14 protein-coding genes and 1 CRISPR repeat array are annotated in these 18,554 nt (G+C 37.3%); of the genes, 8 read left to right on the top strand and 6 right to left on the bottom strand.

All coding sequences use genetic code 11. The annotated features are described in order from the left end of the window. Positions 1–702: 702 nt before the first annotated feature. Positions 703–1,390: a CRISPR direct-repeat array (repeat unit 28 nt; unit sequence TTTCTAAACCACCTACACGGCGTTAAAG). Positions 1,391–1,691: 301 nt separating this feature from the next. Continuing rightward, on the bottom strand, positions 1,692–2,618 hold the full coding sequence (locus GQ589_RS00505; RefSeq protein ID WP_160401287.1) for a TIGR01212 family radical SAM protein: 927 nt from the start codon (positions 2,616–2,618) through the stop codon (positions 1,692–1,694). A gap of 214 nt (positions 2,619–2,832) precedes the next feature. On the opposite strand from GQ589_RS00505, the gene GQ589_RS00500 reads away from it, so the two are divergent. Genes GQ589_RS00500 through GQ589_RS00490 form a run of 3 tightly spaced genes read left to right on the top strand, consistent with a single transcriptional unit; the run spans position 2,833 to position 6,397 of the window. Continuing rightward, positions 2,833–3,957 (top strand): glycosyltransferase family 4 protein, encoded by a 1,125-nt coding sequence (locus GQ589_RS00500; protein WP_160423883.1) that lies wholly within the window; start codon positions 2,833–2,835, stop codon positions 3,955–3,957. Next, positions 3,950–4,753 carry a lipopolysaccharide core heptose(I) kinase RfaP gene (rfaP, locus tag GQ589_RS00495; RefSeq protein WP_160411121.1) on the top strand — a complete coding sequence of 268 codons (804 nt, stop codon included), beginning with the start codon at positions 3,950–3,952 and terminating at the stop codon, positions 4,751–4,753. Before GQ589_RS00500 ends, rfaP begins: the two co-directional genes overlap by 8 nt. Positions 4,754–4,768: 15 nt before the next feature. Then, the gene (locus GQ589_RS00490; protein WP_160423881.1) at positions 4,769–6,397 is read left to right on the top strand and encodes a DUF2813 domain-containing protein; all 1,629 of its coding nucleotides are present in this window, start codon (positions 4,769–4,771) and stop codon (positions 6,395–6,397) included. A gap of 75 nt (positions 6,398–6,472) precedes the next feature. Here GQ589_RS00490 and ettA read toward each other — a convergent pair whose 3' ends face one another. From ettA to nfsB, 3 genes are all read right to left on the bottom strand, one after another. Continuing rightward, entirely contained in the window at positions 6,473–8,140 is a 1,668-nt protein-coding gene (gene ettA / locus GQ589_RS00485; RefSeq protein WP_160401291.1) for an energy-dependent translational throttle protein EttA, read from the bottom strand. A 111-nt stretch (positions 8,141–8,251) separates the two neighbouring features. Then, a complete protein-coding gene (locus GQ589_RS00480; RefSeq protein WP_160411118.1) occupies positions 8,252–9,445 on the bottom strand; it encodes an MFS transporter in 1,194 nt (397 codons plus the stop codon). A gap of 234 nt (positions 9,446–9,679) precedes the next feature. After that, entirely contained in the window at positions 9,680–10,324 is a 645-nt protein-coding gene (gene nfsB, locus GQ589_RS00475; protein ID WP_160411117.1) for an oxygen-insensitive NAD(P)H nitroreductase, read from the bottom strand. 447 nt (positions 10,325–10,771) lie between these two features. Here nfsB and leuA point away from each other — a divergent pair, with 447 nt between their 5' ends. The 5 genes from leuA (at position 10,772) to GQ589_RS00450 (ending at position 16,383) form a co-directional block, all read left to right on the top strand. Then, positions 10,772–12,319: a 2-isopropylmalate synthase gene (gene leuA, locus GQ589_RS00470; RefSeq protein WP_160423879.1), complete on the top strand. Its 1,548-nt coding sequence runs from the start codon at positions 10,772–10,774 to the stop codon at positions 12,317–12,319. 68 nt (positions 12,320–12,387) lie between these two features. Next, positions 12,388–13,467 carry a 3-isopropylmalate dehydrogenase gene (leuB, locus tag GQ589_RS00465; protein WP_160423877.1) on the top strand — a complete coding sequence of 360 codons (1,080 nt, stop codon included), beginning with the start codon at positions 12,388–12,390 and terminating at the stop codon, positions 13,465–13,467. Between the two features lie 87 nt (positions 13,468–13,554). After that, positions 13,555–14,955, top strand: a complete 1,401-nt coding sequence (leuC, locus tag GQ589_RS00460) for a 3-isopropylmalate dehydratase large subunit (RefSeq protein ID WP_160423875.1) — start codon at positions 13,555–13,557, stop codon at positions 14,953–14,955. Positions 14,956–14,966: 11 nt separating this feature from the next. Then, entirely contained in the window at positions 14,967–15,569 is a 603-nt protein-coding gene (gene leuD, locus GQ589_RS00455) for a 3-isopropylmalate dehydratase small subunit (RefSeq protein ID WP_160411116.1), read from the top strand. A gap of 49 nt (positions 15,570–15,618) precedes the next feature. Further along, entirely contained in the window at positions 15,619–16,383 is a 765-nt protein-coding gene (locus tag GQ589_RS00450) for a class I SAM-dependent methyltransferase (protein ID WP_160411115.1), read from the top strand. Between the two features lie 30 nt (positions 16,384–16,413). Here the strand turns inward: GQ589_RS00450 and GQ589_RS00445 are convergent, their stop codons facing one another. Both GQ589_RS00445 and lptB read right to left on the bottom strand, forming a co-directional pair. After that, the gene (locus tag GQ589_RS00445) at positions 16,414–17,829 is read right to left on the bottom strand and encodes an RNA polymerase factor sigma-54 (protein ID WP_160411267.1); all 1,416 of its coding nucleotides are present in this window, start codon (positions 17,827–17,829) and stop codon (positions 16,414–16,416) included. Beyond that, positions 17,829–18,554 carry an LPS export ABC transporter ATP-binding protein gene (gene lptB, locus GQ589_RS00440; RefSeq protein ID WP_160401299.1) on the bottom strand — a complete coding sequence of 242 codons (726 nt, stop codon included), beginning with the start codon at positions 18,552–18,554 and terminating at the stop codon, positions 17,829–17,831. The genes GQ589_RS00445 and lptB overlap by 1 nt, the downstream gene beginning before the upstream one ends.

Here is an 18,554-nt window from a genome sequence, read left to right as displayed (position 1 = left end):
TTGGCAGCAAAAATGGATGTTACACTCACATGGTTACTTAACAACCAAATGATTTCAATCTTTTTTTATTAGTTATAAGTAATATTAATAAACAGCAATAAAAATAGTAGCGTAACTTTTAAAAAGAATAACTGACATAAATAGTACTGCTTAACAGTATCATTTAAACAACTCAAAGCCACTCATAAGAATATTGATTTTATTTAAGTTATTAAAATCACAACAAAACAAAGACATCAATAAAATCAATATCTTTTCTGACAATTTTGTGTGGGATATAATGTTTTTTTGTTGGTTGATAGAGTGGATTGGTATAGTAGTTTCGAACGTTTGGGATTTTGGTGATCAAAATAGCTGTTGTGGTCACGTCCAATTTTGGGGGGCAGTTCAAAATCCCCTAAAAACCCCACGCATTGTCTGCATAATGTGGTCTACGGCTACCCTCCGCCGTCGCTCGCTCTTAACGCACCCGTTTGTGGGATTACTCATATCATCCTGATACTCGCCTCTACGAGGCCATCTTCGCTATGCTCAGATGTTCAAATTTGTTCCAGACAAATTTGTCGCTCCAGACAGAGAATAGCCTCGCCAAACATCCTGTTTAGCGTGCTAACCTCGCTCTGTTGTCGGCACATTCTGACGCCGGAATACGACAGACAATATAGCCGATTATTATTTATAATTATCTGATTAATTTTATTTTTTAATTACCACCTACACGGCGTTAAAGTGCTACCAACCTACGAAAGTAGTGAGTTTGTTTTTCTAAACCACCTACACGGCGTTAAAGATATAAAAGTTCGTGGAAGATTTTCAATAGTATTTCTAAACCACCTACACGGCGTTAAAGAAAATATCTTGGTGGTTTCTCTGCATTTGAAGTTTCTAAACCACCTACACGGCGTTAAAGTACTGATGCTGAATTAGTCGAGGCTCACGACTTTTCTAAACCACCTACACGGCGTTAAAGCTTCATCTTGTAATGAAACATACCCTTCATAATTTCTAAACCACCTACACGGCGTTAAAGAATTCATCTCAACGATAATCGCATTATCTGGCTTTCTAAACCACCTACACGGCGTTAAAGGAGCAGGAATTAATGCCCCGTCTGATTCGCATTTTCTAAACCACCTACACGGCGTTAAAGGCGCTGTAATCGTAGATTAGCCCTTATACCAATTTCTAAACCACCTACACGGCGTTAAAGTTAGCATGGTGGCAAATGGAGTTTGTGGCGGATTTCTAAACCACCTACACGGCGTTAAAGAAAGGATTATTTAGCGATGATGAAACGGTGATTTTCTAAACCACCTACACGGCGTTAAAGGTAATTACCTTCGGCTCTTGGATTTTGAACATTTTCTAAACCACCTACACGGCGTTAAAGTAGAGCTCAAGATTTGATAAATCTTGCTATATAAAGATAAACAACAATTTTGGCTTTGAAAACCCTTTTTTTAAGCTATTTTTTAATATTTTGATTTTATTGAATTTTAAATTATCGTAAAAAAAAGGGTTCGTCGAGTTTTGCATTTAAAAAAATAGACAGAAAATAAATTTAATCAAATTAACACTTTTCCTAAATAATTTTTAGGCAGTAATCGCATGTTTTTTTATAAAAAAGAAGTTAGAAATGCAATTGATTTTATTAAAATTTTTATTTTATCATGTTTTAAAAAATCACTTCCCTACCCCTTAAAACAATACTCATCCCCAATGGCGCTGCCTTGAACACCATATTGACGCAAATTATGATCAACGGCATTCATTGATTGCCAGTGGTTTTCACACCATTCTGGCGCAAGTAAGGTTGGCTTTCTGGCGTTAGCAGATATACGGTGATAAACAATATCTGCTGGGGTTTGTCTGATGATGTCGCCAGCAATATCAACATATTGCGCTAACGACAAAACTTCAAGCCGTCCTGCTCGCCATGCCTTTGCCATAATACTGCCATCAACAATATGTAATGGATGCAGCTTTAAGCCATCGACTCCGCTATTTAATACGCGCTCAAGGGTGATGATATTGTCCTGCTTGGTTTCTTTAGGCAAACCAATAATTAAGTGTGTGCATACTTTTATGCCCAGTTTGCGAGCTTTTTGGACCGTTTGGTGATAATCATTAAAGGTATGTCCACGATTGATGTCGTGTAGCGTTTTGTCGTGTGCAGTTTGCAAACCAAGCTCTAACCATACTTCAAAACCTTGCGATTGGTAACTTGCCAGTAATTCAAGTGCTTCACTAGGAACGCAGTCAGGGCGTGTACCCACGCAAAGCCCGACAATATCAGCACTATTTAGTGCCTGTTGGTACATGTCTTTGAGTATGGCAACTTCGGCATAGGTGCTAGTATAGGCTTGAAAGTAAGCTAGGTAGCGTTTGGACTTTTTCATTTGATGAGCTTGCGATACAAGTTGATCGGCAATCGATTTAACTTGTATTGATTCATCAATGATCGATGCTACATTACAAAAAGTACACCCACCAACGCCAATCGTGCCATCGCGGTTAGGGCAGCTAAAACCGCCGTGTAGAGTAAGTTTGTAGATCTTTTCACCGTATCGACGTTGGAGATCAGAACCAAAAGTGTTAACCACAAGATGAAGTTGCATAATAGACCAGAATAAGCGTTTTGGGTATTTTACGGAGTTAGTGAGTTGACTTCAAGTTGGGTGTGTTGAATTACGTTTTTCGCCTCAAAAAAACTTCAATAAAATCAATGCCTTTCCTGACTGTTTTTTGTGCGTTTTGTGGCGTCTTTCGCTATTTTTGCACGTTGCTTATTAACAAGTATATAATACCCCTTTAAAACTTGAGGCAATCTGCATGCAACTGGCGTTTTGTATTTATAAATATTTTCCTTTTGGTGGTTTGCAACGTGATTTTTTGCAAATTGCTAAAGCTTGCCAAGCTCAAGGTCACCATGTACGAATTTATGTGATGTCATGGCAAGGCGATAAACCAACAGACTTTGATGTAGTTTTGGTGCCTAAAAAAGGCTGGTCTAACCATAGCCGTAACCAATCTTATTACCGTTGGGTGAAGGCTCATTTACAAGCAAATCCTGTTGATTGTGTGGTTGGCTTTAATAAAATGCCTGATTTGGATGTTTATTTTGCGGGTGATACTTGTTATGCCGAAAAGGTGTCACACAAGGGCTTTTTGTATAAATGGTCAAAACGCTGTAAACACTATTTAGCTTTTGAAGATGCCGTATTTAATCAACAAAGCCAGACCAAAGTTATGGTACTAACAAAACAGCAGATCAGTGACTTTGAACGTTATTACCATACTGATCCATCACGCTTTTACCTATTGCCACCAGGCATTGCGCAAGATCGCCAATATCATTCTCAATCAAGTGCTAAAGGTAAGCAATTTAGGCAAGCCAATCAAATTGATGAGCACAATTTTGTTATTGTGCAAATTGGATCGGATTTTAAACGTAAGGGTGTGGATCGTTCTTTAACCGCCATTGCTGCACTACCTTGCAATTTAAAACAAAAAGTGACTTTTTTAGTGGTGGGACAAGATAATCCCGATGCTTATCAAAAACAGACTAAGCAACTCGGCATTGAGCATCAAGTACGTTTTTTTGCAGGGCGGAATGATATCCCTGATTTTTTGTTTGCGGCTGATTTGCTATTGCACCCTGCAAGGCAAGAAGCGGCAGGTATGGTGCTTATTGAGGGATTAGCCGCTGGGGTGCCAATGATTGTGTCAAGCATTTGTGGCTATGCTTATCATATTAATGATGCCAATGCTGGTGTTGTGCTTGATGAACCTTTTGTACAATCGGCGCTAAACAATGCTTTGCAAAATGCCATAACAAATCACGATCAGTTATTAACATGGCATCAAAATGCAATATATTATGGTAAAACCGCTGATTTATACCATTTAGCACAGCGTGCCACAGAGATTATTTTAGGTTGTGATAATCATGAATGAAATTAAGTTAAAAGCGCCTTTTGAGCAGTTATGGGCTGATAAAGATCCCTTTGCAGAAGTTGAGTTAATATCGGGCAAAGTCTATCGCGCAGTAAAGCAACGTAAGACGTTGAATTTTGAGCTTGGTGGCGAATCGTATTTTATTAAAATTCATCGCGGTACCACCGTGAAAGAGATTGTTAAAAATCTTATTTCGTTACGTTTGCCTGTTTTAGATGCCAAGCAAGAGTGGAATGCGATTGAGCGTTTAGCACAAGTGGGCGTTAATACGATGGATGGGCGAGCATTTGGTCGTAAGGGGCTAAATCCGCTGACTCGTCATTCATTTATTGTGACAAAAGATCTTAACCCTACCATCAGTTTAGAAGACTTTACTAAACCGTGGTTAACTAATCCACCTAGCTATCATATAAAGCGTTCTTTAGTGATTTATTTGGCAAAAATGGTGGCTCAAATGCACGCTGCTGGGGTGAATCATCGTGATTGTTATTTGTGTCACTTTTTGCTTGATATTCCGCTGTTTGAAGATCATCAGCAAATAAAACTGTCGGTAATTGATTTACACCGTGCTCAGATCCGTAAAACGGTTCCTGTTCGCTGGCGTGATAAAGATTTAATTGGACTTTATTTTTCAGCCATGAATATTGGACTAATCGATCGTGATATTTGGCGTTTTTTGAAAGTGTATTTTAATCAACCTTTAAAAACAATTTTGCGCAATGAGTCTAAGCTAATGGCAAGCATACATCGAAAAGTTGAACGAATTCGTAAAAGGACAGAAAAGTATCATCTTTAAAAATAAGGAGGTACCATGTTTATTGAGCAAATGGATATTTCAGGATTTAAAGGTATCAAAGCACTATCTTTAACCTTGAATCCAAGTGCTAGCGTGCTAATGGGTGAAAACCGTTGGGGGCGTTCAAGTTTAATTAGTGCGTTGCAATTGTTGTCGCTTGATAATCAGTTTTATCAATTTGTGGATTCTGATTTTTATCACGATCAATACGATGTCTATGGCAATAAGATTGTGATTAAAATTACCTATTGTGAATCCTATTTTAATGAGCTTAACAACCCCATTTATCAACCATTATTACCTGCGGCTTTCCCTGTTGATCAAGATAAACGGCGCCGAATTACTTATCTTATTACCGCAAATAAACAAACCAATAAGATTATAACTCAACATGCGTTGGTGGACTTACAACAAAGGGCATTAGCGTTTGCTGATCATAAATCATTAATTGCCCATTTAATAGGTCTTAATCCTGTTATGGCGTTGAAAAGTTCGATTAGTCCACAAAACTTACCCATAACCAATCAACCTTTATCGGAATACTATACTTCGCAACTCTGTGAGCAATTAAAAGCCTATTCGACCCAAATAACACCTGATGAGTTGCACCGCGGTTTGCAAGCTGCAAGAGCACTTTTGGAGTATTATTTTGCCGATCAGGAGCACCGTTACCATTATAAGCATGTAGCCCAAAACAGCTCACCACGTAGCGAAGATTGGGATTCGCTGGAGCGTATTAATAATGTATTAGATGATCTTGATAACGATTATTTGCGTACCGCATTACTGGGCATTTTAGGGGCGATTGTTAATGCCAAAGGGCATAATACGCTTTCACAACACGCTGTGCCTATTTTAATTTTAGAAGAGCCTGAAAGCCAGTTGCATCCGATTATTTTGTCGGTTGGCTTTCGGTTGTTGAAACATCTACCAACGCAAAAAATCATTACGTCTAATTCGAGTGATTTGGTTTCGTTATTTCCTTTAGAGTGTCTGTATCGATTAATTCGCCTACCCGATAAAATTGTGCCCAAATATATTACTCCCCAATCTTTTGGCGTTGATGATAGTCGGCGAATTTTATTCCATATTTTTTACCGTCGTGCCAGTGCTTTATTTGCCCGTTGTTGGCTGTTAGTTGAGGGGGAAACCGAAGTTTGGCTATTGCGTGAATTGGCGGAACAGAGTGGTTATCATTTGAGTTCAGAAGGTGTTCAACTTATTGAGTTTGCTCAGTGTGGTTTAAAACCGCTTATAAAATATGCCAATAAAATGGGGATTCATTGGTATGTCATTACCGATGGAGATATGGCAGGTAAAAAATATGCCGATACCGTAAAATCGTTATGTGGCGAAGATAAAAATCCTAATGCTCACTTAACCGTTTTACCGGCACGAGATATTGAAAATTTTTTATTTAAGCATGGATTTAGTCATGTCTATAAACTTGCTGCTTATAATACCACACAGCATATTGATCTGCCGGTACACCAAATTATACAAAAAGCGATCCATAAAAGCTCAAAACCTGATTTAGCTATTGCGGTTTGTGACGATGCCAAATTACGAGGTATAGATGCTATACCTCGTTTGCTAATGGATACTTTTGCCAAAATTATTAAAACGTCTAAAGCGTTTGTTTAGCTATTTTTTGAGATCAATATCAGGAAGATCAAACCATTCCGTCAAGATTAATTGACGGAATGGTATAAAAGTGAACTATTTAGCAATTCGCTTATATTTAGCTCGTTTTGGTTCAAGCGCTTCAGCACCAAGCGTGCGTTTTTTCCATTCTTCATATTCGGTAAAGTTACCTTCAAAGAATTCTACATGCCCTTCGTCTTGGTAATCTAAAATATGTGTGGCAATGCGATCTAAGAACCAACGGTCATGTGATATCACTAAAGCGCAACCCGGGAATTCAAGGAGTGCGTTTTCAAGTGCTCGTAAGGTTTCGACATCTAAATCATTCGTCGGTTCGTCAAGTAATAATACATTACCGCCCACTTGTAATAATTTAGCTAAATGCACTCGCCCACGTTCACCACCCGATAGCTCACCCACTCGTTTTTGCTGATCAACACCTTTAAAATTAAAACGCCCTACATAAGCACGGCTTGGTATTTCAAAATTACCAATGCGCATAATGTCTTGACCATTTGAAATTTCGTCCCAAACGGTTTTTTTGTCGTCCATACTGTCACGGAACTGGTCAACCGAAGCAAGCTGCACTGTGTCACCTAAGCTAATAGTACCTGAATCGGGTTGCTCTTTGCCTGATAGCATTCTAAATAGCGTTGACTTTCCTGCACCATTTGGACCAATAATACCGACAATCGCTCCTTTAGGAATACTAAAAGATAAGTTATCAATCAGTACACGGTCGCCATACGATTTAGTGAGGTTGTTTACCTCAATCACTTTATCGCCTAAACGTTGCCCAGGTGGAATAAAGAGCTCGTTAGTTTCGTTACGTTTTTGGTAATCGTTGCTGTTTAATTCTTCAAAACGCGCTAAACGGGCTTTGCTTTTAGCTTGACGACCTTTTGGATTTTGACGCACCCATTCAAGTTCTTTTTCGATTGATTTACGACGAGCTGATTCCGTTGCCGCTTCTTGCGCTAGACGCTGATCTTTTTGTTCCAACCAAGACGAGTAGTTACCTTCCCATGGAATACCTTCGCCACGGTCTAGCTCTAAAATCCAACCTGCAACGTTATCTAAAAAGTAACGGTCATGGGTAACGGCAACTACCGTACCTTCATAATCATGTAAGAATCGTTCGAGCCAAGCCACCGATTCGGCATCCAAATGGTTAGTTGGTTCGTCAATAAGTAACATATCTGGCTTTTCAAGTAATAATTGACAAATTGCCACTCGACGACGCTCACCGCCCGATAAGTTTTCGATTTTAGCATCCCAATCAGGTAAACGTAGTGCGTCGGCAGCTCGCTCTAATTGGTTATCAAGGTTATGAGCATCTTGCGTTTGAATAATGGCTTCAAGCTCAGCCTGTTCCTTGGCTAATTTGTCAAAATCAGCATCAGGATCAGCATAAGCAGCATAGACTTCGTCTAATCGAGCTAGCGCTCTTTTAGCATCACCAACCGCTTGCTCTACAGCTTCGCGCACGGTTTGTTTAGGATCTAATTTCGGTTCTTGGGGTAAATAACCAATTTTAATTCCCGGCTGTGGGCGTGCTTCGCCTTCGATTTCGGTATCAACCCCTGCCATAATTCGCAGTAAAGTGGATTTACCCGCACCATTTAAACCCAGCACACCAATTTTAGCCCCCGGGAAAAAGCTTAAAGAAATATCTTTTAAAATATAGCGTTTAGGAGGAACAATCTTCCCCACTCGATTCATAGTATAAACATATTGCGCCATGTCATTTTCCGTAATTTAAAAACAATAAGAATGATATTGTAACGATTCTTTTATTCGAATCTAGTGATAATTTATTATCGTTTGATTTAATGGAATATTATGTATATCTATTTACTCTTTTACTCTATTTTTGATTAAATAGAATATCCAAATGAAAATTGCCATAAGAGAAAGTAAAGCACCAGCAATAGCCACAGCGAGCCATCCATAATGGTTAAATAAATAAGTGGAACATAATGACCCTACTGTTCCACCAATAAAATAACATAACATATAACCTACGTTCATTCTGGTCGCCATATGTGGATCGTTTTGATAAATTGCATTTAAGCAAGATACATGTGTTATCTGTGCGGCTAAATTGATTAGCATAATACCAATAATTAAGACAATGATTGATGACGGGGCGAAGGATATTGGTAGCCATGAAAATAACAGTACTCCTAATCCAGAAAGAATTAACCAACTACCTTTTCCTTTATCTGATAATTTACCGACGATGGGTGATCCTAATGCACTTACACTACCTGCTAGTCCAAATAGACCAATAATAAAATCGGAATACTTATAAGGAGGATGACTCAATAAAAATGTTAATGGCGTCCAAAATAAACAAAATAAAGCAAAAGATAAACTACCAATTATGGCGAAAACTCGCAAAGAACTATTGCGTAATAGAAGCATAAAAATAGAGCCAATAAGCGGCCAATATTCAATAGTGTTGTTACTTTTATAACGTGGCAGTAAATATATAAATAACAATGTAATTACCACCATGCAACTGGCAGCAATTAAATAGACCATTCGCCAATCCATTAATGTAGAAATTGCACCAGCAAAAGTACGTCCAAGTAAAATGCCTAATAACATTCCACTCATTATCACACCTACAACTTTACCTTTATGACTAGGCTTAGCCAAAGTTGCAGCAAATGGCAATAATACTTGTGCTACTGCCGAAAATAGCCCTGTGATTGCCGTGCCAACAATTAATAATGTCAATGAATGAGAAAGCCCACTAATTAACAAACCTACTATTGTTAATAACATTAAAGCAATAATTAAAGTTTTACGCTCAATTTTATCGCCTAAAGGTGCAATAAATAATAGACCTAAAGCATAACTAAACTGAGCCGTTGTCATAATAGAACCAGCACGATCAACAGAAATATTTAAATCTTCGGTTATTGAATGTAATAATGGTAAAGCATAATAATTACTGGCAACGGTGATACCAACAGCAATAGCCATTAAAAGTATCATTCCAAATGAAAGTATAGGTTTATGCGGTTGGGATAAATTCATAACAAAATTCCTAAAATGATTAGGTAAAATATTATTAATAAATTATATTCATAAAAACAATTAGTTATTTTTAACTAAATACTATTATATAACCCCAAAATTATTGCAAATATTTATAAAAATTTAAATATTATGTTGTTATTTTAATAACAGCGAGTATATTTAGTTAGAATAGTAAACAAAAATATCCACCATATCTTAGTACAATTAATACGGAGGATATTTCAATTTATTTTATAAAAACGTGATAATTTGTTCTTTAGGTAGGCGTGATTTTGGACGATGTGCATTGCCGTCATTTTCAGCGCGATAGCCTAATGTTACAACAACTACACTTTTCAATCCTTTGCTTTTAAGATCTAATATTTCATCCATTTTTTCGGCGTCATATCCTTCAATAGCTGTTGAGTCAATACCAATTGCCGCTGCAGCAAAAAGCAGTTGCCCCAATGCAATATAAGCTTGTTTACTTTCCCAACATTGTTGTGATTCACTGGTTGTACTATTGAGCTTTACAAAGTGCCTACGACCTTGATCTTGTGCTTGTTTAAGATCGGCTGACGGGTATCTACCGTCTTTATCTTCTTGATTGAGTAGATTAACTAAATGGGCGTCGTCTAATGGTGTTTTAATGCAAAAAACAATAGTATGTGAAGCACCCGTCACTCTTGGTTGATTAAATTCAAGTATAGCCGGTAAAATTTTATTTTTTGCCACATCATTATCAATAACATAAAAATGCCACGGCTGAGAATTTACAGACGATGGACTGTTTCTTAAAACTGTTAACAATTGTTCCAACTGATTGGCAGGAATTTTTTTTGTTTCGTCGTAATGTTTGGTGGTATAGCGGTTTTGTGAAATATCAACGATATTCATGGTTATCCCCTCATGATGTTGTGCTTTTAATTATTATAATTAGGTTAAATTACATCTCAACTTATCATTTTAATAGATTTGTTAAATAATCTATCTACGATTGTTACTTAATTTTTATGATTTAAAAATTTTTATGACTTAAAAAATTAGGCTGTATTAAGATTGAAGGAAATAATCATTGACATAAATAATATCATTTGGTAAAAGTATTACTAGTTTAGTCTATTTTAATAAAAACGAAATCAGAGATTATTATGTTTATTAGCTTTTTATCACTTAACCTCAGCCTCCTCCTCGCATCAACTTGCGCGGATAGCTTGTGTGTGGAGTAAAGAAGTTATTTAATAAATATCTCAACAAATCAAGAACCCGCGCTAAAGTGCGGGTTTTTTTGTTTTCATAACTTGAAATACCGAGCTAGCGCTAAAATATATAAAAGGAAAAACAATGAGCGATCAAGTCATTATTTTTGATACAACATTACGTGATGGCGAACAGGCATTGCAAGCAAGTTTAAGTGTTAAAGAAAAGTTACAAATCGCACTTGCGTTAGAAAGAATGCGAGTCGATGTGATGGAAGTTGGCTTTCCTGTTTCATCGCCTGGTGACTTTGAGTCGGTTCAAACCATTGCAAAAACCATTAAAGATAGTCGTGTTTGTGCTTTGTCTCGTTGTGTTGATAAAGATATTGATGTTGCAGCAGAAGCCTTAAGAGTGGCCGATCAGTTTCGTATTCATACTTTTATGGCGACCTCAACATTACATGTTAAAGATAAATTAAAAATGACATTTGAGGATGTCATTGAACGGGCTGTGCACTGTATTAAGCGTGCACGTAATTATACTAATGATGTGGAGTTTTCTTGTGAAGATGCAGGCCGTACCCCAATTGATAACTTATGTCGGATCGTTGAAGCAGCAATTAAAGCAGGGGCAACAACAATCAATATTCCAGATACTGTCGGTTATACTGTCCCTTATCAATTTGGTGGCATTATTCATACCCTATTTGAACGTGTCCCGAACATTGATAAGGCGATTATCTCTGTTCATTGCCATGATGACTTGGGCATGTCGGTGGCTAACTCGATTAGCGCGGTTCAAGAAGGTGCTCGGCAAATTGAAGGTGCGATGAATGGTTTAGGTGAACGTGCGGGTAATACCGCACTTGAAGAAGTCATTATGGCAATAAAAGTTCGCCAAAATATCTTAAATGTTCACACCAATATTAATCATCAAGAAATTTATCGTACTAGCCAAATTGTTAGCCAAATCACGAATACTCCAATCCCTGCAAATAAAGCCGTTATAGGTAGCAATGCTTTTGCTCATTCTTCTGGCATCCATCAAGATGGTGTGCTTAAAAATCGTGAAACCTATGAAATTATGACACCTGAATCAATTGGTTTAAATCAAATCCAATTGAACCTAACTTCACGCTCTGGGCGTGCTGCTGTTAAACATCGTTTAAAAGAACTTGGTTATCACGATAAAGACTATAACTTGGATCAAGTCTATGCATCATTTTTAGAGCTTGCAGATAAAAAAGGTCAAGTGTTTGATTATGATCTAGAAGCGTTAATCTTTATCAATCAATTAAAAGATGAAAAAGAGCATTATGTTTTAGATTACTTTAATGTGCAATCAGGCTCTACTGTTGTGTCTACCGCATCAGTCAGCCTTATCATTGGAGATGAAAAATTTTCTGATGCCGCAACCGGTAATGGCCCTGTTGATGCGGTTTATCAAGCAATCAACCGAATTACTGGCGAGCCGATTTCGATCGTTAAATATCAATTAGCCTCTAAAGGACAAGGTGAAAACGCTTTAGGGCAAGTGGATATTGTTGCTGATTATAAAGGCCGTAAATTCCATGGCGTTGGACTAGCAACCGATATTGTTCACTCATCCGCTTTGGCCTTAATTAATGTGTTAAATAATGTCTATCGAGCAAACCAAGTTGCACAAGAAAAACAAAAATTACACCAAGATTAAAAAATAATTTGTTTTGCTCGCTTAATAGCAAAACAAGCAAATTAAATGAGATTGTAAAGGAATAAAAAATGTCACAAAACTACCATATAGCAGTATTACCCGGCGATGGCATTGGCCCAGAAGTAATGAAACAAGCCTATAAAGTATTAGATGTTATCCGCCAAAAATATCAACTTTCAATCACCACTAGTGAATATGATGTTGGTGGTGCCGCGATTGATATTCACGGCTGTCCACTACCGAAAGAAACACTAGAAGGATGCGAAAAAGCCGATGCTATTTTATTTGGTTCGGTTGGTGGTCCAAAATGGACAAATCTACCACCTGAAAAGCAACCCGAACGTGGCGCGTTATTACCATTACGTAAACACTTCAAATTATTTGCAAATATGCGCCCTGCTCGTTTATATCAAGGTTTAGAAGATCTTTGTCCATTACGTGCCGATATTGCAGGGCGTGGTTTTGATATTTTATGTATGCGCGAGTTAACGGGTGGTATCTATTTTGGTTTGCCAAAAGGACGTGAAGGAAGTGGTGCTCAAGAAAAGGCATTTGATACTGAAGTGTATCACCGTTTTGAAATTGAACGTATCGCCAAAATGGGCTTTGAAGCCGCACGTTTACGTCGTAAAAAAGTCACATCAATTGATAAAGCGAATGTATTACAAACCTCGATTTTATGGCGAGAAGTCGTGACAGAAATTGCGAAAAACTATCCTGATGTAGCGCTTGAGCATATGTATATTGATAATGCAACAATGCAACTTGTTAAAGATCCTTCACAATTTGATGTGATCTTATGCTCAAATTTATTTGGTGATATTTTGTCTGATGAATGTGCCATGATAACTGGCTCTATGGGGATGTTACCTTCTGCTAGCCTTAATGAGCAAGGTTTCGGTTTATATGAACCAGCTGGCGGTAGTGCACCTGACATTGCTGGTAAAAATATTGCTAATCCTGCTGCGCAAATTTTGTCATTGGCGTTGTTAGTCCGTTACAGTTTAAAACGTGACGATATTGCATCCGCCATTGAAACTGCAGTAAATAAAGCATTAGAACAAGGTTATCGCACCGTCGATCTTGCGCAAAAAGAACAATCCGTATCGACTGATGAAATGGGTGATATTATTTGTAAACTGATTTAAGCGCATTGTTTAATGATAACTGAAAATAAAATAATGTGATAAAACTGAGTCTTTAGTACTTGTTGTAAAAATAATAAGGAATATGCAATGTCAAAAACACTGTATCAAAAATTATATGATGCACATGTCGTTTATGAAGCGCCAAACGAGACGCCTATTTTATATATCGATCGCCATTTAGTGCATGAAGTAACTTCACCTCAAGCGTTTGATGGTTTACGTGCTATGAACCGTAAAGTGCGTCAACCACAAAAAACATTTGCAACCATGGATCATAACACTTCAACAAAAAGTAATGATCTTAGCGCATGTAGCGAAATGGCACGAATTCAGTTAACTGAACTGGCAAAAAATGCCAAAGAGTTTGGTGTTTCGTTATATGATTTGCAAAGCCCATTACGAGGAATTGTGCATGTTGTAGGACCAGAACAAGGTATGACTTTACCGGGCATGACGATTGTATGTGGTGATTCTCATACTGCCACTCATGGTGCATTTGGAGCCTTAGCTTTTGGTATTGGAACTTCCGAAGTGGAACATGTGTTAGCTACTCAGACTTTAAAACAAGGTCGAGCTAAAACCATGAAAATTGAAGTTAAAGGGCAAGTCGCTAACGGTATTACGGCCAAAGACATTATATTAGCCATTATTGGTAAAACCACTAGTGCTGGTGGTACAGGTCATGTGGTTGAGTTTTGTGGTGATGCTATTACATCATTATCCATGGAAGGACGCATGACATTATGTAATATGGCAATTGAAATGGGGGCGAAAGCCGGTATTATTGCACCAGATGAGGTTACGTTTGAATACCTAAAAGGTCGTCAATTTTCACCTAAAGGTGAAGATTTTGATAAAGCTGTTGCCTATTGGAAGACGCTAAAAACTGATGAAGGTGCCCAGTTTGATTCTGTTATTACACTAGAAGGAAAAGATATCGCCCCACAAGTCACTTGGGGAACTAATCCTGGACAAGTTACATCAATTGATGCAAAAGTACCAAACCCAAATGAATTTGCTGATCCTATTGAAAAAAACTCAGCAGAGCGAGCACTTGCTTATATGGGATTAACAGCAGGAACAAACATGTCTGATATTAAAATTAATAAAGTATTTATCGGTTCATGTACAAATTCACGTATTGAGGATTTACGAGCTGCAGCACAAATTGCTAAAGGTCGTAAAGTAGCTGATGGTGTGCAAGCTTTAGTTGTTCCAGGTTCAGGACCGGTGAAAGAACAAGCCGAAGCAGAAGGATTAGATAAAATTTTTATCGAAGCAGGTTTTGAGTGGCGCTTACCGGGGTGTTCAATGTGCCTTGCGATGAATGATGATAAATTAGCACCAGGAGATCGCTGTGCTTCAACCAGTAACCGTAACTTTGAAGGTCGCCAAGGGCGCGATGCAAGAACCCATTTAGTTAGCCCAGCAATGGCCGCAGCAGCAGCAATTACTGGTCATTTTACTGATATTCGTAAACCATTTTAAGGAGACTTGTCATGGCTAAATTTACAAAACATACCGGATTAGTTGTTCCTTTAGATGCGGCTAATGTCGATACAGATGCGATCATTCCAAAACAGTTTTTACAAAAAGTCACACGCACTGGATTTGGTAAACATGCTTTTCATGAATGGCGTTTTTTAGATGATGCTGGCGAGCAACCTAATCCTGAATTTGTTTTAAATAAACCACGCTACAAAGGTGCTAGCATTTTACTTACGCGTGAAAATTTTGGTTGTGGATCATCGCGTGAACATGCCCCTTGGGCGCTTGCTGATTATGGGTTTAAAACGATTATCGGTTCAAGCTTTGCCGATATTTTTTACAATAACTCATTTAACAATCAGTTATTGTTGGTCAATTTATCAGAAGAAGATGTTGATGAATTATTCAAAATCGTTGAAGCCAATGAAGGTATTGAATTTACCATTGATTTGGTCAATGAAGTCGTTATTGCTGGTAATAAACAATATTCATTTAAAATTGATGCTTTTAAGCGTCATTGTTTGTTAAATGGATTAGATAATATTGGCTTAACTCTACAACATGAAGATGCGATTAGTAATTTTGAACATAAAATTCCTTCATTTTTAGCTTAACTTTAAATTTTGGACGCATATTTGCGTCCGATAATAAGGAACATCAACAATGGCAACACATCATGACAATGTGAAACAACAGTTTGGTGAACAAGCCAATGCTTATTTGACCAGTCAAGTACATGCTCAAGGTCCAGATCTTGAATATTTATCTAACTTCCTTATTCCACATTCAGAAGCAAACCTACTTGATATGGGATGTGGTGCAGGTCATGTCAGTTTTATTGCAGCAAAACATGTTAAACATGTTACGGCCTATGATCTTTCAGATGAAATGTTATCGATTGTAGCGCAAACAGCTAAAGACCGTGATTTACAAAATATCTCTGTAAAACAAGGGTATGCTGAATTTCCACCTTTTGCAGATAATCAGTTTGATATTGTTGTAAGTCGTTATTCAGCACATCACTGGCACGATGTGGGCAAAAGTATTCGTCAGCTCCATCGAATCACTAAAGCTGGTGGTAAATTAATTATTATGGATGTTGTTTCTCCAGGTCATCCTGTATTAGATATTTGGCTACAAACCGTTGAAGCCATGCGTGACACCTCACATGTTCGCGACTATACTCCCGGTGAGTGGTTAACTTTTTTAACTGAAGCCGGTTTCGTCATTAATAATATAGCCCGCCATCGTTTAACACTTTCTTTTGATACATGGGTTAAACGGATGCGTACTCCTGAACAGTTAATCGAGGCAATACGAATTTACCAAAAAACAGCAGCCGACGATACAAAAAAATATTTTGAACTTCAAGCAGATGGTTCTTTTACTACAGATATGATGATTATTGAAACTGAAAAAGTCATTTAAAATGATCTGTTGTTATAAACAGCTTTACATTTAAAGCTGTTTACGTTGGCTTGATGGTGGAATGGATAACGCCTCACGATATTTAGCGACAGTTCTTCTTGCAATTATAATACCTTGTTCTTCAAGCATTGATACCAATTTACTATCACTTAAAGGCTTTTTGCTATCTTCTGTTGATATGTATTTTTTAATTAAAGCACGAATAGCTGTAGATGAAGCTTCACCACCAGAATCTGTATTAACATGACTTGAAAAGAAAAATTTAAGTTCATAGATTCCATTCGGGCATTGTAGATATTTTTGAGTTGTTACGCGAGAAATCGTCGATTCATGCATTTCAATAGCAGTAGCTACATCAGATAAAATCATCGGCTTCATATGTTCTGCACCATTCTCAAAAAATGCTTGTTGATGCTCAACAATGAACTGACTAACTTTTAATAAGGTTTCATTACGATTTTTGATACTTTTAATAAACCAATTGGCCTCTTGCAAATGTGAGCGAATATATTGACTATCACTTTCATTTACTACCTTTTCCATTGCTGCATACTGCTGATTAATACGTAGATTAGGCATTGTGTCATTATTCAATTCAACAATCCATTTTCCATTCAATTTTTTGACTAACACATCAGGTAGAACATAATCTGGTGGCGTAGTATTTACTGATTCGCCAGGATAAGGGTGTAAATGTTGAATAAAATTGACCGCTTCTTTTAACTGTTCATCACTAGCATTTAATACTTTTTTTAAGGTTCTATAATCACGACTCGCTAATAAATCTAAATATTGATTAATTATTTGATTAACAAGCGGTGGAGGGGATAAATTTTGAATTTGAATAGATAAACATTCTTGTAATGATCTTGCACCAACACCAATGGGGTCAAAATGCCAAATTCGTTTTAATACAGCTTCAACTTCGGCAATTTCAATTTCATCATTACCCTGTTCTTCTAAAATTTCATCTAATGAAACCGTCAAATAGCCTCGTTCATCAATCGCCTCTATAATTGAAATGGCTATTGCTTTATCTGCATCACTAAAAGGCGTTAGCTCTAATTGCCATTCTAAATAATCATGTAATGTTTCGTGAGTTTCACCTTGATAAATAGGTAATTCATCATTACGGTAATCTGAACTTGTTCCAGAGGGAGTTCCTGCTGTATAAATATCATCTAACGATGCATCAAGTGGAATATTATCGGGTATTTCCTGACTATCTAGAGCTTCACGTGTGTCAAGATGTTCAATTTCATTGTTTTGTTCAACGTTAATTTCGTCATATTGATCGGCAACTTCAAGTAATGGGTTATTTTCTAAAGCAGTTTGAATCTCTTGTTGAAGTTCTAAAGTTGACAACTGGAGTAATCGAATCGCCAATTGTAATTGTGGTGTCATTGAAAGTTGTTGCGAAACTTTCAGTTGCAAACTTGGTTTTATCATAACCTAAATTCATTTCCTAAGTAGACTCGTTTTACATATTCATTACTTAAGATATCACTAGGCGAACCTTCAGCAATTAAATGTCCTTTATTGACAATATAAGCGCGTTCACAAACATCTAATGTTTCACGCACATTGTGATCTGTTATTAATACACCCAATCCACGATCACGCAAATGTTTAATAATACTTTTGATATCAATGACTGAAATAGGATCAACACCAGCAAAAGGCTCATCAAGCAGAATAAATTTTGGATTAGCCGCTAATGCTCTGGCAATTTCAACTCGCCGTCTTTCCCCCCCCGATAAAGATTGCCCTATACTGTCACGAATATGTGTAATATGGAACTCTTCAAGTAATTCTTCAGCACGATCAATTTTTTCATTTTTATCAATATCTTTGCGTGTTTCTAAAATTGCCATAATGTTATCAATTACAGACAGTTTTCTAAAAATAGATGCTTCTTGCGGTAAATAACCAATACCTTTTTGAGCCCGTTCGTGTAAAGGTAAAATGCTGATATCATGATCATCAAGGTAAATTTTACCTGCATTTAATGTCACTATACCAACCACCATATAAAAAGTGGTGGTTTTTCCCGCACCATTTGGTCCTAAGAGTCCGACAATTTCACCTGAATTAACTGTTAAGCTAACATCTTCAACTACACGTCGTTTTTTGTATACTTTGGCTAGGTTTTCTGCTTTTAAAATTGACAT

This window comes from Gilliamella sp. Pas-s27 (assembly GCF_009795865.1).
Classification (GTDB): Bacteria; Pseudomonadota; Gammaproteobacteria; order Enterobacterales; family Orbaceae; genus Gilliamella.
The sequence above is the reverse complement of the archived record's forward strand: the minus strand, read 5'-3'. Positions and strand labels throughout refer to the sequence as shown.

Bases quoted from the DNA above. Each gene is read 5' to 3' on its own strand.
- GQ589_RS00505 (WP_160401287.1), bottom strand. From the start codon at position 2,618: ATGCAACTTCATCTTGTGGTTAACACTTTTGGTTCTGATCTCCAACGT.
- GQ589_RS00450 (WP_160411115.1), top strand. From the start codon at position 15,619: ATGGCAACACATCATGACAATGTGAAACAACAGTTTGGTGAACAAGCC.
- ettA (WP_160401291.1), bottom strand. From the start codon at position 8,140: ATGGCGCAATATGTTTATACTATGAATCGAGTGGGGAAGATTGTTCCT.
- leuC (WP_160423875.1), top strand. From the start codon at position 13,555: ATGTCAAAAACACTGTATCAAAAATTATATGATGCACATGTCGTTTAT.
- rfaP (WP_160411121.1), top strand. From the start codon at position 3,950: ATGAATGAAATTAAGTTAAAAGCGCCTTTTGAGCAGTTATGGGCTGAT.
- lptB (WP_160401299.1), bottom strand. From the start codon at position 18,554: ATGTCAATTTTAAAAGCAGAAAACCTAGCCAAAGTATACAAAAAACGA.
- nfsB (WP_160411117.1), bottom strand. From the start codon at position 10,324: ATGAATATCGTTGATATTTCACAAAACCGCTATACCACCAAACATTAC.
- GQ589_RS00480 (WP_160411118.1), bottom strand. From the start codon at position 9,445: ATGAATTTATCCCAACCGCATAAACCTATACTTTCATTTGGAATGATA.
- GQ589_RS00500 (WP_160423883.1), top strand. From the start codon at position 2,833: ATGCAACTGGCGTTTTGTATTTATAAATATTTTCCTTTTGGTGGTTTG.
- leuA (WP_160423879.1), top strand. From the start codon at position 10,772: ATGAGCGATCAAGTCATTATTTTTGATACAACATTACGTGATGGCGAA.
- leuD (WP_160411116.1), top strand. From the start codon at position 14,967: ATGGCTAAATTTACAAAACATACCGGATTAGTTGTTCCTTTAGATGCG.
- GQ589_RS00490 (WP_160423881.1), top strand. From the start codon at position 4,769: ATGTTTATTGAGCAAATGGATATTTCAGGATTTAAAGGTATCAAAGCA.
- leuB (WP_160423877.1), top strand. From the start codon at position 12,388: ATGTCACAAAACTACCATATAGCAGTATTACCCGGCGATGGCATTGGC.